Origin of the sequence: Pedobacter frigidisoli (genome assembly GCF_004331675.1) — a bacterium.
GTDB classification, from domain to species: Bacteria; Bacteroidota; Bacteroidia; order Sphingobacteriales; family Sphingobacteriaceae; genus Pedobacter; species Pedobacter frigidisoli.
Genome location: NZ_SJSN01000008.1, coordinates 240,958 through 256,058, shown reverse-complemented (window position 1 = coordinate 256,058; position 15,101 = coordinate 240,958). Strand labels below are relative to the sequence as shown.

Annotated in this window: 16 protein-coding genes; 11 read left to right on the top strand and 5 right to left on the bottom strand. The window is 40.8% G+C overall.

Going from position 1 to position 15,101, the window contains the following annotated elements:
* The 8 genes from EZ449_RS12295 to EZ449_RS12260 all read left to right on the top strand — a co-directional run.
* Nucleotides 1-589, top strand: a 589-nt coding sequence (locus EZ449_RS12295) for a GspE/PulE family protein (protein ID WP_165499750.1), incomplete at its 5' end; no start/stop codon positions are given.
* Between the two features lie 176 nt (nucleotides 590-765).
* Nucleotides 766-2,538, top strand: coding sequence for a type II secretion system protein GspD (locus tag EZ449_RS12290; protein ID WP_225872298.1), 1,773 nt, complete (start codon nucleotides 766-768; stop codon nucleotides 2,536-2,538).
* Entirely contained in the window at nucleotides 2,539-3,732 is a 1,194-nt protein-coding gene (locus EZ449_RS12285; RefSeq protein ID WP_131559117.1) for a hypothetical protein, read from the top strand.
* A 1-nt stretch (nucleotide 3,733) separates the two neighbouring features.
* Nucleotides 3,734-4,276: a hypothetical protein gene (locus EZ449_RS12280; RefSeq protein ID WP_131559115.1), complete on the top strand. Its 543-nt coding sequence runs from the start codon at nucleotides 3,734-3,736 to the stop codon at nucleotides 4,274-4,276.
* Between the two features lie 718 nt (nucleotides 4,277-4,994).
* On the top strand, nucleotides 4,995-5,270 hold the full coding sequence (locus EZ449_RS12275; protein WP_165499749.1) for a hypothetical protein: 276 nt from the start codon (nucleotides 4,995-4,997) through the stop codon (nucleotides 5,268-5,270).
* 199 nt (nucleotides 5,271-5,469) lie between these two features.
* A complete protein-coding gene (locus tag EZ449_RS12270; RefSeq protein WP_131559111.1) occupies nucleotides 5,470-5,955 on the top strand; it encodes a DUF6252 family protein in 486 nt (161 codons plus the stop codon).
* An 89-nt stretch (nucleotides 5,956-6,044) separates the two neighbouring features.
* Nucleotides 6,045-6,410, top strand: coding sequence for a hypothetical protein (locus tag EZ449_RS12265; RefSeq protein ID WP_131559109.1), 366 nt, complete (start codon nucleotides 6,045-6,047; stop codon nucleotides 6,408-6,410).
* Between the two features lie 225 nt (nucleotides 6,411-6,635).
* Nucleotides 6,636-7,220: an Imm26 family immunity protein gene (locus EZ449_RS12260; RefSeq protein ID WP_131559106.1), complete on the top strand. Its 585-nt coding sequence runs from the start codon at nucleotides 6,636-6,638 to the stop codon at nucleotides 7,218-7,220.
* A gap of 523 nt (nucleotides 7,221-7,743) precedes the next feature.
* Here the strand turns inward: EZ449_RS12260 and EZ449_RS12255 are convergent.
* Entirely contained in the window at nucleotides 7,744-7,929 is a 186-nt protein-coding gene (locus EZ449_RS12255; RefSeq protein WP_131559104.1) for a hypothetical protein, read from the bottom strand.
* A gap of 839 nt (nucleotides 7,930-8,768) precedes the next feature.
* Between EZ449_RS12255 and EZ449_RS12250 the strand changes: the two genes are divergently transcribed.
* On the top strand, nucleotides 8,769-9,623 hold the full coding sequence (locus EZ449_RS12250) for an RteC domain-containing protein (protein WP_131559102.1): 855 nt from the start codon (nucleotides 8,769-8,771) through the stop codon (nucleotides 9,621-9,623).
* Nucleotides 9,624-9,677: 54 nt separating this feature from the next.
* Here EZ449_RS12250 and EZ449_RS12245 read toward each other — a convergent pair whose 3' ends face one another.
* The 4 genes from EZ449_RS12245 to EZ449_RS12230 form a co-directional block, all read right to left on the bottom strand.
* Nucleotides 9,678-11,063, bottom strand: coding sequence for a potassium channel family protein (locus tag EZ449_RS12245; protein ID WP_131559100.1), 1,386 nt, complete (start codon nucleotides 11,061-11,063; stop codon nucleotides 9,678-9,680).
* A gap of 17 nt (nucleotides 11,064-11,080) precedes the next feature.
* The gene (locus EZ449_RS12240; protein WP_131559098.1) at nucleotides 11,081-11,674 is read right to left on the bottom strand and encodes a hypothetical protein; all 594 of its coding nucleotides are present in this window, start codon (nucleotides 11,672-11,674) and stop codon (nucleotides 11,081-11,083) included.
* Nucleotides 11,649-12,050, bottom strand: coding sequence for a hypothetical protein (locus EZ449_RS12235; RefSeq protein ID WP_131559096.1), 402 nt, complete (start codon nucleotides 12,048-12,050; stop codon nucleotides 11,649-11,651). The genes EZ449_RS12240 and EZ449_RS12235 overlap by 26 nt, the downstream gene beginning before the upstream one ends.
* 139 nt (nucleotides 12,051-12,189) lie before the next feature.
* A complete protein-coding gene (locus EZ449_RS12230) occupies nucleotides 12,190-12,543 on the bottom strand; it encodes a hypothetical protein (RefSeq protein ID WP_131559094.1) in 354 nt (117 codons plus the stop codon).
* Nucleotides 12,544-12,653: 110 nt separating this feature from the next.
* Between EZ449_RS12230 and EZ449_RS23315 the strand changes: the two genes are divergently transcribed.
* Both EZ449_RS23315 and EZ449_RS12225 read left to right on the top strand, forming a co-directional pair.
* A complete protein-coding gene (locus EZ449_RS23315) occupies nucleotides 12,654-12,785 on the top strand; it encodes a hypothetical protein (protein ID WP_262711131.1) in 132 nt (43 codons plus the stop codon).
* 443 nt (nucleotides 12,786-13,228) lie between these two features.
* Entirely contained in the window at nucleotides 13,229-15,100 is a 1,872-nt protein-coding gene (locus tag EZ449_RS12225; RefSeq protein WP_131559091.1) for a KAP family P-loop NTPase fold protein, read from the top strand.
* The last annotated feature ends 1 nt before the right edge of the window (nucleotide 15,101 follow it).

The window sequence follows — 15,101 nt, the reverse complement described above, 5'->3', positions numbered from 1 at the left end:
GAAAGAGAGCATCGGCCTTGGATTTGCAGCAACCTTGCGGACCTTCTTGCGTCAGGATCCTGATGTGATCATGGTCGGTGAGATCAGGGATCCCGAGACGGCAAACATGGCCATCAGGGCCGCACTCACGGGACACCTCGTATTGTCCACGATCCACACCAATTCAGCTTGGGGAACGGTGTCGCGGCTCATGGATATGGGTATCCCCGGTTTTCTATTGGCCAATATGCTAAACACCACCGTGGCACAAAGACTGATCCGCTTACTTTGTCCTTTTTGCAAAGCGGAAGAGGAGTTTGACGAAGCACAATATCCCAGGCAGTTCAAGGCCTCTATTAAATTGTCGAGACACTTTATGGCTAAGGGATGTGAGCAATGTTTCTATACCGGATACAAGGGGCGAAAGGCTGTTTATGAGGTCATCCCAATCGATGCCGATTTGGCCCAAGAGATTCGTTCAGGCAATATGGCCATTAACAATATCCTAAAGGAAAAAAATATCAATACCCTCTCTGGGAATGCCTTTGCGCTTTTTGCGCTAGGGTTAACCTCCCTTGAGGAAATCTATCCACTACTGCTCACGATCTAATGAAGAATAAGAATATACGATTTTTACTTGCCCTGCTCGTCTGCCTGATTTTTTCAGTTGGACAAAGGGCAGCTGCCCAAAATGATGTAGCTAATGATCGGCTAAGGGTGATCGACGAGCGGTTGCGTAACCTTGCTGTCACTGTGCCAGGCCTGAACCAAAAGGTACAGCTTTCTATGTCTGGAGCATCTGCTCAGGAGTTTTTAAGGGCGCTTGCGCAATCCAATAACCTCAACATTAATATCGATCCCAATCTCAGTTTTAAGGTCTATACCAACTTCCGAAATGAAACGGCCCTTAACGTGCTGCTGTTTGTTGCCAAGGAGTATGACCTGGATATTAATCTCATCGGCTCCATCATGTCGATTACCAAGGTTCCCTCAGCAAAAGCGCTGATTGTACCAAGGGATATTCGGGTAAGTTATAATGCAACAAATGATTTTCTCGGTTTCGAGCTCAATAACGATTCCTTAGGTATGGTAGCCCGAAAGATTAGCCAGTTGTCCCAAAAAAATGTGGTGGTGCCCATTAATCTGGCTTCAAAAAAGGTGTCTGGCTTTATCGCCACTGCACCATTTGAGGTAGCATTGGACAAGATGGCCTATGCCAATGAGCTCAAGATGAATAGGACCAATGATGGAGTTTTTGTCTTTGCTCCCCTTGGTGAGGGTGAGGAGCTGTATGTCAATTCAGATAATGCCACAGCAGTAAAACGGACAATGAAGCCCAGTAATAGCCAAGGTGGTAGTGGAGGGAACTTCAACCTATCCGGAAAGAAAGATGCTGCGGGAAACAGGACCTTGAGTATTGACGCACTAAATACCCCGATTCTGGATTTAGTGAAATCGGCCTCCATAGAGGTTGGTGCAAATTATTTTATCTATTCCGAGATCAAGGGAAATGTAACCACACGGTTAAGCAATATTGATTATGATACCTTTCTAACTGCATTGTTACTAGGGACTGAATACACCTACAAAAAAGATGGTGGGGTCTATCTGATTGGAGATCGCAAACTCGAAGGACTTCGCTCAAACAGAATTGTGCAGTTACAGCACCGCTCGCTGGATACCATTCAGATGATGATTCCCAATGAATGGAAAAAAGGGGTAGAGATCAAGGAATTTAGGGAACAGAATACCATATTACTTTCTGGATCTGCGCCACAGGTAAGCGAGATTGAGAACTTCATCAAACAGATCGACAGGATCGTTCCAATGGTGTTGATTGAGGTCACCCTAGTTGATGTAAGAAAAGGGAAGACGGTCAAGACCGGTATCTCAGCAGGTGTTTCGGACAGTGTACGGACGGGGGGAACCATTCTCCCTGGGATCGATTACACTTTTGGGGCCAACTCAATCAATAACTTTCTCTCCCGACTGGGCAAGAACGGCTCCATGAACTTGGGCCGTGTAACCCCAAATTTTTATGTAAAGCTTAGTGCTTTGGAGAACAATAGCAATGTAGATATCCGCTCGGTACCGAAATTGTCAACCTTAAATGGGCATTCGGCTAATCTGAGCATCGGTAGCTCAAGATATTATAGTCAAAAAACACAGAACGTAATTCCCTCACTCAATGCACAGACCGTCGTAACGGAGCAGTTTACAGAAGTGAATGCAAATCTCGAGATTGATATTCGTCCAGTTGTTTCGGGAGATGATCAGGTGACGCTCAATATCAAGGTGAATATTTCAGACTTTATCGGAAGTCCACCATTGAATGCACCACCACCAAAATCAACAAGCAAGTTCAGTTCTATTATTAGGGCAAGAAATGAGGATATGATCGTTTTGGGTGGACTAGAACGGACCGAGAGCAATGAAAGTGGTTCAGGCATCCCAATACTATCCAGAATTCCCGTATTGAAGTGGCTATTTAGTAGCCGTGAGAAATCAAATAACAAGGTGGTAACGCTGGTATTTATCAAACCTACAATCCTTTATTAGATGTGGAAAGTATCCTCCTTTGAACAGGTGCTGGGTCTGGAGATTAGGATATTGGAAGAAAACCAGTATGATTGCCGCTTTTCGATAGTTGAGAAACGAGGAGATAAGCTTGAGCTGATCTCCTCCAAGCAATTTGAAGGCAATCTCGTTCAGATGCTTGAAAAACTTCCTCGAAAATTTCCTGTTGCACTTTCCATAAGTGGTAAGGGAATTGTGCATCGAAATCTGCCTATTAATGAATCAGCAGCCGCCAATAACTTTGGAGCGGCTTTTCCTGCGGTGGAGGTAAGGGATTTCTATGTTCAGGAATTTTTGGCTGATCAGGCAATAGTGGTCAGTATTGCAAGAAAGGTGGCTATCGATAGTCTTTTGGAAAAGTTTTCCCAAGCCGGATTGAATATCATTTGTCTATCGCTTGGAGGGATGGCCAGCCATGGTATTTGGGAGATGTCGGAGCGTGATGGGAATGAGATCGACATGGATGGACATCACATTCTGTTATCCGATCAAGGTAAGTTCTTGAGCTATCATTATTCACCAAAATTGGAAAAGATTCCGACAATAAATGTAGCAAAGACAGCCGTGCCTTTAGCACAGATGGTGGCCTATGGTAGTACGTTACAGCTTTTCTTACATGAAAATATGTCAATCGTCAAAGCTGATGTAATGATTGTTGATGATGCGTTTGAAAAATACGTCGATACAGTCCACCTAAAAAAAATGGGTCTAATTTATCTAATCTCACTTTTCGCCTTATTGCTCATCAGTTTTATGGCCTATAATTATTACAATTCAAAAAATGCTACGCTTGCTGAGCGCGCTGGCCAGCGCAGTAATTCCAGTGATCACCTTGCCTCATTGCAACAGAACATTGCCAAAAATGAACAGCTATTGGAGCACATGAATTGGAATGGTGGTTATAACTACGGTTTTCTGTTAAATGAGATCGGCCGTGGAAAACCTAGGCAGATTACCCTTTCTTCTATCTCATTTGATGAGGCTAAAGCAGGAGAGGTAAAAAAATCCAGATCACCGGAGATTCAGGTATCTGGCCTCACCGATAATCTACTGGCGGTAAATAATTGGATCTTTTTATTGAAAGAGACCAAATGGGTGAAAGGGGTTAAGCTTTTGCGTTATCAAGACCATGAGGAGGATGGTGATTATTCTTTTACCTTTTTGATTAATTATTGAGATGTTGGATAAAATAAACCTGAAGTATAAGCGGTTATTGCTATTTCTAGCGATGTTCTTGGTGACGTTATTGGCCTATAATCTATCTTTTAAGCAGGCACTTTCATCAATAGTGCTCCATCAAGAACTTAGTGGGAATGTTGTTGAAAATAACTTTGAGTTTAGCGCTTTTCCACAGATTGTCAGGAAAGACAGTTTTTATTCGGCTGTGTTAAAGGGATATCAAGTCAGGAAAGAAGATCCAGATAACAGGTTATGGCAGGCAGTATCTGGAATGGCCATATCAAAAAAGGTATTAATTGGTTTCTCGCCTGAGTTGAATAAAGAACCGGACACCAATCTCCTGGATAGTGGGTTACTCATCAAAAAGTTTTTAATAAAGGGTGGTTATTTCAATATGGTGGGCTTCCTTGATACCTTGGGGCAATCGAGGGGGAATGGAAAAGTTTTGCGACTCAAATTATCCCCTCCTAAAGAGCGTAATATTGATGCACATGCCTCTATGCTGGAGATGAGCTTAACACTGATCGGTAAAACGCTTTAGCATTAACTGGCTAGCCCGGAAGAATTTTTTCTTTCCTTGCTCACAATACTTGGTTATGATAAAAGTCAGGGCTGCTAAGTTGATATCTGGAAATAAATCATAATGCCAAAACACTTGCAATCTTCGTCACTCCAGAATTTTCTGTTATGACATATATTTCAGCAATTTACCTCGTATTTAAAATAATAAATGTGCAAAAAGAGATGAATTTTTTAAAGGTATATTAGATAATTATTGTAAGAAAGATGATGTTTCTTAACATTTATATATTCTCAGAACTAAAGTATAAATTTATGACAAAAAAAATCTCCAAAAGCTTGATGCTTTATGCCGTACTTTTTCAGTATTGTTGCTAGCATCTTGCTTCTCTAACAGTCTTAAAATAAATGAGCCCCAGGATGAACTGTTTGGTAAAAAGCTTTTAGAAGAATTTTATACAGATATCTCAAACAAACATTATAACAAAATTGATTCGATGACGCATGACGCTTTAAGGAAATACATAGGTGATCATGGAATTAAAAGGATGAACTTCTAACAGCCATTTGAGGCCATCAGCCCACATAGGGAAATTCAACGCAGTGTGAACGATCAATCCACTTCCCCAAGTGTAGCCCCCCAGATCGAGCGAGAGGCTCTGTTCTATCAATCCGTAATAAAGGGATACCATATTAGCTCGAATGATCCTGAGAACACGATTTGGAGATCACTCTCGGGAATGGCGATTGCGCATCAGATCAAGATTGGGTTTATGCCTGACAATAAACAACTGAAAGTGGATACAACAGCCGAACTTGACCATCTGTTTCAGAAAAGTTATTCGGCAAAAGGTGACTATGCCGCAATTGTCCATTTTTTGGATACGCTGAGTAATGCAAATGGCAATGGCCGGATTGCTTGGGTTGAGTCGATGCTGCCAAGGCAAAGTTTTGATTCAGAAGTAGCTGAAAAAAAATTAACGCTAAGCTTTAGGATAGTAGGGCAGACCAATTGATTTATTTTTTATGACGATGTGGAAAGTAGTTGCGATGCTTATATTTGGCTACGATCTATTATTCTTATGAACAACTTGAATAATAGGAATGTTGATTGGTAATACTATTATTCCAGTCTAACTCCAATTATTTTTTTAAAGTTTTTTATCTACTAATGAAAATCCTATCTTAGGAGAAGACAAACTAAATGACGCTCAAATGATTAATTTTATTAAAATCTGCTTCCCAATTATGCTGGTAGCGGTCCTTACATTTTCTTGTAAAAAAAAAATATCCGATACGTTAGAACTGCCTGAGGCTACACAAAGAGGAGCCTATACTTTTGGTTGCCTAGTGGACAGTTCAGTTTTTGTGCCGAGGATGACAAGTGAGATACCTGTTCTATCAGTGGAACGGGGTGGAAGCTTTCTTAAAATTATAGCTCGTGGCGGTCCCAAAGGTTCCTCTATAGGACTTAATATAGCGGAGTTAAAAGGTATAGGAGAATATCCAATTCTAGCAGACGGCACATCTTCATATCAAATCTCCTCTAATAACTATTTTGCAACGAGTGGTAAAATTACTATTACCAGATATGATTTGAGTAATAAGATCGTCTCTGGACTTTTCTATTTTCAGGCCAAACATGAGAATAGTGATAAAACTGTCGCTGTCCAAGATGGCCGTTTTGATCTGACGTTTTAAAACAGTAACCTCACTTGAAAAAACGGATTTCGTTTTTCAAAATGTTTTTTCAAAAATTCCTTTATAATTAACACTCAATCTTATCAAAAATGCTTAGGAAAATACTCTCTATTTTTTTATTTTTATTTGTGTCCGCCATTTCTAGGGCACAGGATACTCCTTCCGAATTTGCCACGAAGCAGAATCAGGTATTCCAACACCTCAACCGTACTGAGGCCACAACCGGCATATTGTTGGATTATGGTTTAGAGTTTCTCAATTTACAGAATTATACAGGTGCCAATCTATTAGATAGTAATTTTTTGAATATTAGTGAATGGCGATCTATCTATTCCTCGTTATTGGTTTCTCAGTACAATGGTTCTGTAAGTTTCCTATCGCCTCAAGCACTTAATGCCAAAATAAATTCAGCCATAGATGAAGAGCTTCCTGTGCCCTTATTGGGGTATGACTGAAAATTTTTCTAAAAGAGTTGGTCAGCACGGAGAAAGATTGTAAGTATAACCGAAGAATATATAAATATTGGAACAAAAGAAGCAGCAAGAGGCTTAGAACAACTAAAAATTAACGGTGCTGGAGGCATTAAAAATTTGCAGAATAAAATAAAGAGTGTCGGAGAGAATAATCCTCAAATACAAAGATATTTTAATGAAGCTTATGATTATTTAAATAGTCTATAAATGGAAAAATCGATTTTCATAACTGGGGACGTGTTTCAAATACCATTACCAAGCAATCTGGGTTTTGCTTACGCAACTGGTATAGACCTAATCAGTGTAAATGAGTCTTCAAACTATCCAACATTACTTAGGGTATTTAATTTTAGATCTCTTGAAAAAATGAAAACTTTCAGTACTGATTTTGATTTGGTTTTGTGCCCCTTGCTGATCGCTGGAATACATCAAGTGCTAAAGAAAAAAAAATGGGATATCGTTGGGAAAATAGAATTGAAACAGGAGGACCTAAGGATACCTGATTATAAAAAAAATGACCTTGGCATATGGTATTATGTTAGTGATTCAGATATATCAACAAAAAAAGCTACTAATTTTAATAACGTAAAACATCTTGAAACATTGGGAGCGATCGGTGCGGAAATCGTTAATACTAAAATAGCTATGGCCCTATTAAAAGATGAAGAAAAAAAAATCAGTGATTATTTTAAACTTGATAGTTATTTTGAAAGACATTTTTATGAAGACATCATAGAAATACCTACATATTATAAACAAAGTGATGAAATAAAAGGGAAGGCGTTAAGATAAAAGTAGCAGACCGACCCCTTTGCTGGTGCAAACGTGCCGTTTGTAACAAATTGATCAAACAAAAGCCTAGCCCTAAAAAACTGGGATTTTTAATGTGCGTATGCTTTTTTAATCTCTTAAAGTCCCATATAAAAGGTACGTATAGCTGAAGACTTGGTTCTTTTCGTTCTCGGTGAGGTTCTCGAGTTCGTTGATACGCTTGCTATTTCTTTGTCATAGCTGGCGTTCCGACCTTCGCCAAGCAGATAATCTCCCCCCACTGGCGCTCGCGTGAATTTAACAAAAACAAATAGTTATTTCTAAAGTTAAGTTTCTTTAAAAACAATATTTGATTTTTGTAGCTGCATGGGAAATCCAATTTATTTGACCCCATATCGCCAAATTTATAATAGCAAGTAGTTAATGATTTAATGCAAATTTAATCTTTGGCGACATGGGGGACAACCGCCTGTGGTTTATCCAGTGATGCTCCATTTGTTGCCCATTTTTGTGTGTTCGCTTTTGGCCAATTCCTAATTGAGCACTATTTTTTTAAGGATTGGACGCCATCGCTATTCAGGTTCTTAATGGAAGCTTTTGCCTCCTCAATGGTCATATCGGATGTGCTTGCTGTAATGGACTTTGTTTCTTTTATATCAAATAGGGGTACTTTTTGACAGGCCGAAATGATAAAAAGTTCGGCCATTATGATTGGGGTTTTTGTCTTCATGGCGCTAATGTTTAGTGGGAAATGGGTTGGGCGGATGATGCATGTTGTGTCTTGTGACACATCTGGAGTTTTCTTCGCCTGATCCTACTGAGGGTTTTCCTGCTTATTCCCAAGTAGGAGGCGATGTTGTTTTGAGCGGTCTGCTGCTCAATATCGGGGTGCTGGTCAAGCAACAGATTGTAGCGGAGTTCGGCCGTCTGGGTGCGCGGGAAGATGGACCTTTCCTCGGTCATGATGTAGTACTTTTGTGTAACGATCCTGCCGATAGGGTTGCCTTGCGGGAAGTCGGCATAATGTGCGTTGAGCTCATTCCAGCTTAAAGACTGCAGCTTACAATCCTGTAGTACCACTATATACTCGTGGGCAGGCTTTTGGGTGAAAAAACTGTATGTGGAGGTCATAAGGTCTCCCTTTCCAATAAACCAGGTGGTACACTCTTTCCCATGTTCATCCAGAGGGAAATATGCCCTCAGGGATCCGCTTCAGATAAAGTAGCGTCTTTACGAGGTTTCCCCTAGCTGGGGCATAAATATTTTCGTCTAAAAATTTCTGGTTTGGCCTCTTGGTTTACCCTCGCCTGTAATGGGCTGAGAGCGGGGTGATAAGGCCCATGTTCCTAGGAAGTCTGCTTCTTGACTATTTAGTTTCTGCAAGGGTTGTCGATTGTGTCACGAATCAACTTTTTAGTTCATTTACCTGGCTAATATTGTCCTGTCGGAAGCTACTTGTCTTTTTAACGAAGAACTGACGGTTTATTTATTCCAGAAGTTTTGTAATGATCTGCCATATCTTCTTTTTGGTGCTCCCATGTTGTCATTTTAAATTTAAACTTCAGGATTATGGAAAAGAAATTTCAGGGGCTTTTATCGGGGCTCGAGAGGGAAATGGAGAATTTTATCGAGATGCCCGCTTTGGAGCGGATGCGCGGTGAACTTGCGGCGGTGAGGTTGGCGCTTAACAAATTAAAGGATGTGGTTGGTGCTTCGGGCTTCGGGTCACAGTCGGAAGAGGTCGAGTTTTTTAAGGCAGTCAAGCCGAAGTTTTATTCGCTGTTGGTGCTTTCAGCGGAGCGGTATGGTTTTGAAAATGCGAGGCCGCTTCGGTCGGGCAAATCGAGGGAGCGTTTCTATGAGGGGCAACTGGACTATATCTCCAGGTTTTTTCACCAGCATGAGTTTTTGTACCAATATTACAGGATGGGGGCTGTAGAGCTGGATAGTCTTTATTTCGTACGTGGAGCAGAGGAAGTTGGTTTGATCGGTGGGGATTTGCCAGCTTTGGATCCCTCGTTCTCGACGGTGGGCGATTATCTGTTTTCAAAGTTTATGGCACTGGAAAAGCTGCGTGAAATTGTGCTTTCAGAAATGGAAGTGCCTTCGCTTGGTGGTACTGGCGTGGTTCGCTCGAAAAAGGGCAGGGAACTTCGGTGGACTGGGGACAGCTGTAATTTGATAGAGCTGGTTTACGGCATTTTTGATTGCAGGCAGGTGAATGACGGGGAAGTGGATCTGTCGGACTTGATGGATGTTTTTGAGCAGTGTTTCCAGATTAATCTGTCAAGGTATTTCAGAAGGTTTACCGAGATAAAAAGAAGGAAATCGATGTCGAAGACCAGGTTTTTGGATGAAATGGCAAGGATGGTAAATAAAAGGATTGAGGAAGGGGATGCGTATGTGCCGATGGCAATGAGGTAAGATAAACATCAATTGAGCGGGTTACAAAATATTCGATTGAATTTATCTTCTTATTTAGTATTTGGATCTGGAAAAACCTGCCACTAAAAAACCGATTGTCAATGCGCCGGAAAACGCCTCCGTGAGAGCAACAAGCCGCAGCCATCCCATAGGGCTCATATCTCCATAGCCCAGAGTGGTGAAGGTCACCGTACTGAAGTAAAGCATATCCAAAATACTTTTCTCCTGTTTGACGGGGTGGATGTTTGATGGATTTGTGAGATACAGTCCGGCGCAGATAATGATAGTTGCGATCGCAAAGTAAATCACATACTGTGGCTTTTTACCATATCCCCAATAGTAGTAGCTTAAGGATTTGGTGAAGTAGTTCCAACCCTTTGATTTTTCTCTTTCATATTCTTTTTCCCTGATATAATATTCCCCGGCAAGATCATCGTCTCCCTGGTCATAATATGCTTTTTTGAGCAGGATGTAGGCCTGTCCAAAATATTCATGTCTTGTGCCCTGGTGGGTAGCTGTTACGTTAGTGAATTTTGTTTCCTTGATATAAGGATTGAAGGTGCCGCCATAAATGCGTACGTTCTGCAGCTTTGAATCCTTGATGTCCCCCTGTAGGTCGCACTGCCAGAAGCTCCAGCTATTGATAGTTGAATTCTCGATACTGAGGTTCTCCAGCGTACAGTTAAAGAAAAAAGGACCGGGAGATTCCTTGAGGTTATTGCATTTGAGGTTGTCCACCGCGCAGTAGGAAAAGTTGAGATTTCCCTCTTGCCCTGAATAAATGGTACCTGTGAGCTCCAACCCGCAGACATTGACAAAGTCTAGGTGTTTTCCCCTTAACAATACACCAAAGCCGTTGATAGGTGGCCTTGAGCCACCCATTTTTAGCAGTTCAAACCCAGTGTCCAGCCAGACTCTTTCCATTTTATGTTCCGGTGCCTGTCTTTGGGTTATGTTGAACAGATCAAATTTGAGCTTGTGCTTATGGCACCAGTCCTCATAGGAAAGGAATGTCTTGATAGTTATATAGGCCTCACCCTGTTTTGGAAACATGGCGGGTTTTTTAGAAAGGTCGGCATGGGCGACTATTTTTCTCTTTTTGCCATCAAAGGTCTGCTCCATATAATATAAACAAGTTTCGGTAGGCTTAAAATCGGCCTGCCTGAGAAATTCAGAAAATCTGCAAGAAGCAAGTTCTTCGTCTGTCAGCCCGAACTCATTTTTCCATCTTAGAAAATTTGGCTTGTTTTCGTTGAAAGATTGGATCAGTCTGGGATAATCGTTTTTGCTGCGCCACTCCTGGAACCTTTCCTCTGGAAGTAGCCAAAGCTCATCTATGGTAGGATTGGTCTTTGCAAGAATGGCCAAGTATTTTTCTTCGTTTTCATGCTCGAATTTTTCATCGATTTCCTTTTGCAGTTCTTCATAGGTTTTGGCCATGGCGTATGTTTTGGGGATTAAAGGCCTGAGATGAAAGATTTCAATGACAGTATGAGTGAGGCAACGGATGAAAGGTCGCCCGCCATGCCGATGAGATCAGTTAGTCCGCGCTTTGGAATTTCGTTCCTGGCTTCTGTATAACCAATGATTTTATCAACCCTTTCCAGAGCGAGGACCTTGGTAGCTTCAGCTATGCTGCCAGAGCCTGTGACCTGTGATTCTATTTTTTTAAGCGCTTCTGTGAATCCTTTAATGGTATCATCCTGTGTAATAGTAATGCCGGTAAATCCGCTGATAAGGTTTGCCTGGGGACTGTTGGTAATATGGTTGTTTGTAATCTGGATAAGCGGTATGCTTGGTTGGGATTCGCTCTCACAATATTCAAGGCCGTTACTGGTAAGTTTTATCGATACACTATCCTTGCTACCGATCAGCTTGACCAATCTTTCTCTTTCGAGTCTTTTTCCAAGTGCGAAGTTTTCCTCAAAAGACACCTCAACCCCGGCTTCTGCCAACAATTCGTTTATACCGAAATAGCCCATACTTTTGAGATCCAGATAACCAGCATAGGCATTTCTTAAAATATCATCCAATTTTTCTGTCTGTTTCATTTCTTAGTTTAGGGTTTTGGTACTTGAACGCTATTGACCATCTCGACTTTGACTGAACTGGCAATATCCTGTCCATTATTGTTCCAGATACAGGTTTTAGAGCCCCAATACAAATAGTGATTCGTCGTTTTTCCAGTGTTAATCGTGCTTTTGTATTTGCCCGGACAGGAGTAAAGCCTGATCCAATCCCCCTTCTCAACTGCGAGCTTGTGAAAGACATAGATGTGCCTGAATCATTTGAGAGAATTCCATTTTCATCGAAACTGCGATCCACTAGTGCGTATCCCTGGATATTGATATCTGCTGAAACTTGGATACGTACATATTCTTCTTCAGGTGTGTTGCCATTGACAACGGAGATGAGTTTGAGAGCCATCAATAGGTGGTTTAAGAAACTAATGCATTTTAGTTATTTATATAAAGGTAACCAAATTGTGTGTTAATGAGATAACTTATTGAATCATTTAGACAATTAGAACTGTAAGGTTATGGACGGATAAGACCTTTTTTTTGAGTTATAACACTTGAATATGTTTACAAACATTCTGGTTAAATATCAGCTCAATAAGATATTTGTTTAATTCATTTTCTTTACCGAGAAATATTTTATCATCTTGTTCAATCAACTTTGTCAATACCTTTCTAACAATATTATCCTTTGACATAGCCTGCTCGGATAATTTTGTATAGTTTGTCCTGACGCTTTGACCATCTACGAATTTTGAACGGGCATCGTACGAGCCCTTAATGGTCTTGAAAATATCTATGCGATATGCTTTAGTTGTGCCAATATAATATGCTGTCCTTTCCGATACTTTCTGAACTACCTCATTTGAGTCGGAAGAAAATAGGCATTCCAATATAGGCATGTAATGAGTAATCTTTTGTGGGATATGTGGACTTGCCCGGGCAGTTTTCAAAAAGGTCATTGCACGCTCGATTTTATTGCTTTTTACATCCCGCCCAAAGCCAGGATGAAATGTATTACTTTCAGGCTTTTGGTGATAATGGCGTCATCGGAAGATTCAACGATGGAACTGAGCACAGCGGTTTTTCTATGGATTTGTTGGGCAGTTCGTGCTTTATTTTAGCATTGGTTGTGTCGGGATAAGCACAATCTGGATGGTCTTGGGTTGTTTCAAAGATCATAATCTACAGCTTATGGAAAACTTTGTTTTCCGTAGTGAATTTCTTGATTCGCAAATTTTGTCCAATAAAGCAATCGGGTGTTTGCCTTTCTTCAAAAGAGATTTCTTCACAATAAAAGTTCATAATTTTTACATATTGGAAATTTAGGAATATTCTGATTAGCTTTAGCTTGAATTTAGGCCAGGTAAGAAAGCAGATTAATGCAATGCCGGCCTATAAAATTACAACGACTCTCACTTATGATACTAGTTATCTCACCGCTTTTTGATACTGCGAATTTTTCTTTTTGCCAAGCTATTGCCACTTTTTTCAACAAACCTGAAATTTTTCATACCGATTTGCCTAACTATCTAACGGGTGGGATAGGCCATACTCCTTTGCAGATTTCAATTAAAAGGAGGCGTTATGTGGTCGGATAATGAAACTTCAGAAGATCTTCTTGGTTTTAAGGTCCACGCCGACTTGTTGATCGACGTGATCAACGATGATTCTGTGCTTCCAATTACGGTGGGTGTCTTCGGAGATTGGGGGAGCGGGAAGTCAAGCATCTTGAAGATTATCGCAAATGAACTTTCAGATGACGATGATGGATTGAAAGACGGAACTTTGGTGCTTTATTTCAATGGATGGGTTTTCGAAGGTTATGAGGATGCAAAATCAGCACTCCTTGAAACCATAATCGAACGATTTGCAAAACATAAGACACTTAGTAATAAGGTTAAGGATAGTGCAGTCAAACTTTTCAAAAGCGTCAACTGGATGCGTGTGGCGAAACTAGGGTTCAGTAACGTTATTTTACCCGGAGCAGCAGCTATGTTGACGGGAGGTACTTCTTTGGTGCCCCATTTAATCGGTAAGTTTGCGAACTTCAAACCCGCTGATCTCGCGGAAAAGCTCACAGGAGAAGATTCAGATAAATTTCTAGAGAGTATTATAAAAGAACAGTCGGAAGAGACAATGGTAGTGCGCCAGTTTAGGGATGATTTTGATGAGATGATCCAAAAATCGGAGATCAAAAAATTAGTGGTAATCATCGATGATCTTGATCGTTGTAGTCCAGATAGGATTATTGAAAACCTTGAAGCTATAAAACTATTTTTGAACGTCGATAAAACCGCATTCATAATTGGTGCAGACCCAAGGATTGTACGCCATGCGATCGAGTTTCGTTATAAAACCGATTCAATACAAAGGGCTGATGATAGAGAAACGAGGAACCAACGCATCGTAAGTGATTATCTTGAAAAACTTATCCAACTTCCTTACAACCTGCCGCGGCTCTCGGATAGCGAGGTGGAAACCTACATGACCCTGCTATTTTGCAAGATTTCTCTAGGAGATAGTTATACATCGGTTCTGGCAGAATTTTGTAGGCAACGCGAAGAGAATAGGTATGGCACCTTTGGGTTTGGCGATATAGAAAGCCTCATTACGCCGCAAGAAAAAGATAAGCTCAACAACAGTATCTCTTTGATCGCATCATTGTCTTCAATCATTACATCTGGACTAAATGGAAACCCTAGGCAAGTAAAGCGGTTCTTGAATACGTTTATGCTTAGAAGCAGACTCGTTAAAGTCGCCAAGATAGGCGATTTTAAGTTCGACGTGCTTGCGAAGTTAATGGTCCTGGAATATTCTGCGGCATCTTTGTTCCGCCAAATTTACAAGTGGCAGTCGACACAAGGTGGCGAACCCAAGGAAATACTCGAGCTGGAAAAGCTAGTCGAAGAAAAAGATACAACAACATTATCAGCTAACTATAAGGAGTGGTCGTCTGCCGAAATTATGCAGTGGCTAGCGGTATCGCCTAAGCTGGAAGGTGTGGACTTAAGGGATTATTACTGGATTTCAAGAGATCAGCTCAATTCATCGATCAGTGGATCATCGTTAATTCCAACATATTTGCGCACCCTCGCCAAGAGTCTCCTTGACCATGGGTCTGGATCAATACTTAAAGCAATTGTCGATGACCAAGTCATTGGCAAGCTCGCTGAATCCGAGAGGGAAATACTTTATTCTTTACTGGAGAAAGAGGTGATAAAATCAACCGAGAATACTACATATCACAAAGTTTTTATACAGTTTATCGAATCCGATACACCTGGATCGATTGATGCGTACGAAAGGCTAATAGCAAAAATCGATCACAATAAAGTGCCATTTAGTTTGGCGTCACTTTACAAGCTAGCTGAAAAGAAAAATGCAGGAATGACAAGGATTTACAATCTTTTTAATTCCTCTTCTAACATCCATAAGGCTATACAAAGAAAAAGATAAC

Bases quoted from the DNA above. Each gene is read 5' to 3' on its own strand.
- EZ449_RS12250 (WP_131559102.1), top strand. From the start codon at position 8,769: ATGGAAAAGAAATTTCAGGGGCTTTTATCGGGGCTCGAGAGGGAAATG.
- EZ449_RS12285 (WP_131559117.1), top strand. From the start codon at position 2,539: ATGTGGAAAGTATCCTCCTTTGAACAGGTGCTGGGTCTGGAGATTAGG.
- EZ449_RS12235 (WP_131559096.1), bottom strand. From the start codon at position 12,050: ATGGCTCTCAAACTCATCTCCGTTGTCAATGGCAACACACCTGAAGAA.
- EZ449_RS12280 (WP_131559115.1), top strand. From the start codon at position 3,734: ATGTTGGATAAAATAAACCTGAAGTATAAGCGGTTATTGCTATTTCTA.
- EZ449_RS12270 (WP_131559111.1), top strand. From the start codon at position 5,470: ATGATTAATTTTATTAAAATCTGCTTCCCAATTATGCTGGTAGCGGTC.
- EZ449_RS12230 (WP_131559094.1), bottom strand. From the start codon at position 12,543: ATGCCTATATTGGAATGCCTATTTTCTTCCGACTCAAATGAGGTAGTT.
- EZ449_RS12290 (WP_225872298.1), top strand. From the start codon at position 766: ATGTCTGGAGCATCTGCTCAGGAGTTTTTAAGGGCGCTTGCGCAATCC.
- EZ449_RS23315 (WP_262711131.1), top strand. From the start codon at position 12,654: ATGTATTACTTTCAGGCTTTTGGTGATAATGGCGTCATCGGAAGATTC.
- EZ449_RS12260 (WP_131559106.1), top strand. From the start codon at position 6,636: ATGGAAAAATCGATTTTCATAACTGGGGACGTGTTTCAAATACCATTA.
- EZ449_RS12265 (WP_131559109.1), top strand. From the start codon at position 6,045: ATGCTTAGGAAAATACTCTCTATTTTTTTATTTTTATTTGTGTCCGCC.
- EZ449_RS12275 (WP_165499749.1), top strand. From the start codon at position 4,995: ATGGCGATTGCGCATCAGATCAAGATTGGGTTTATGCCTGACAATAAA.
- EZ449_RS12245 (WP_131559100.1), bottom strand. From the start codon at position 11,063: ATGGCCAAAACCTATGAAGAACTGCAAAAGGAAATCGATGAAAAATTC.
- EZ449_RS12255 (WP_131559104.1), bottom strand. From the start codon at position 7,929: ATGAAGACAAAAACCCCAATCATAATGGCCGAACTTTTTATCATTTCG.
- EZ449_RS12240 (WP_131559098.1), bottom strand. From the start codon at position 11,674: ATGAAACAGACAGAAAAATTGGATGATATTTTAAGAAATGCCTATGCT.
- EZ449_RS12225 (WP_131559091.1), top strand. From the start codon at position 13,229: ATGTGGTCGGATAATGAAACTTCAGAAGATCTTCTTGGTTTTAAGGTC.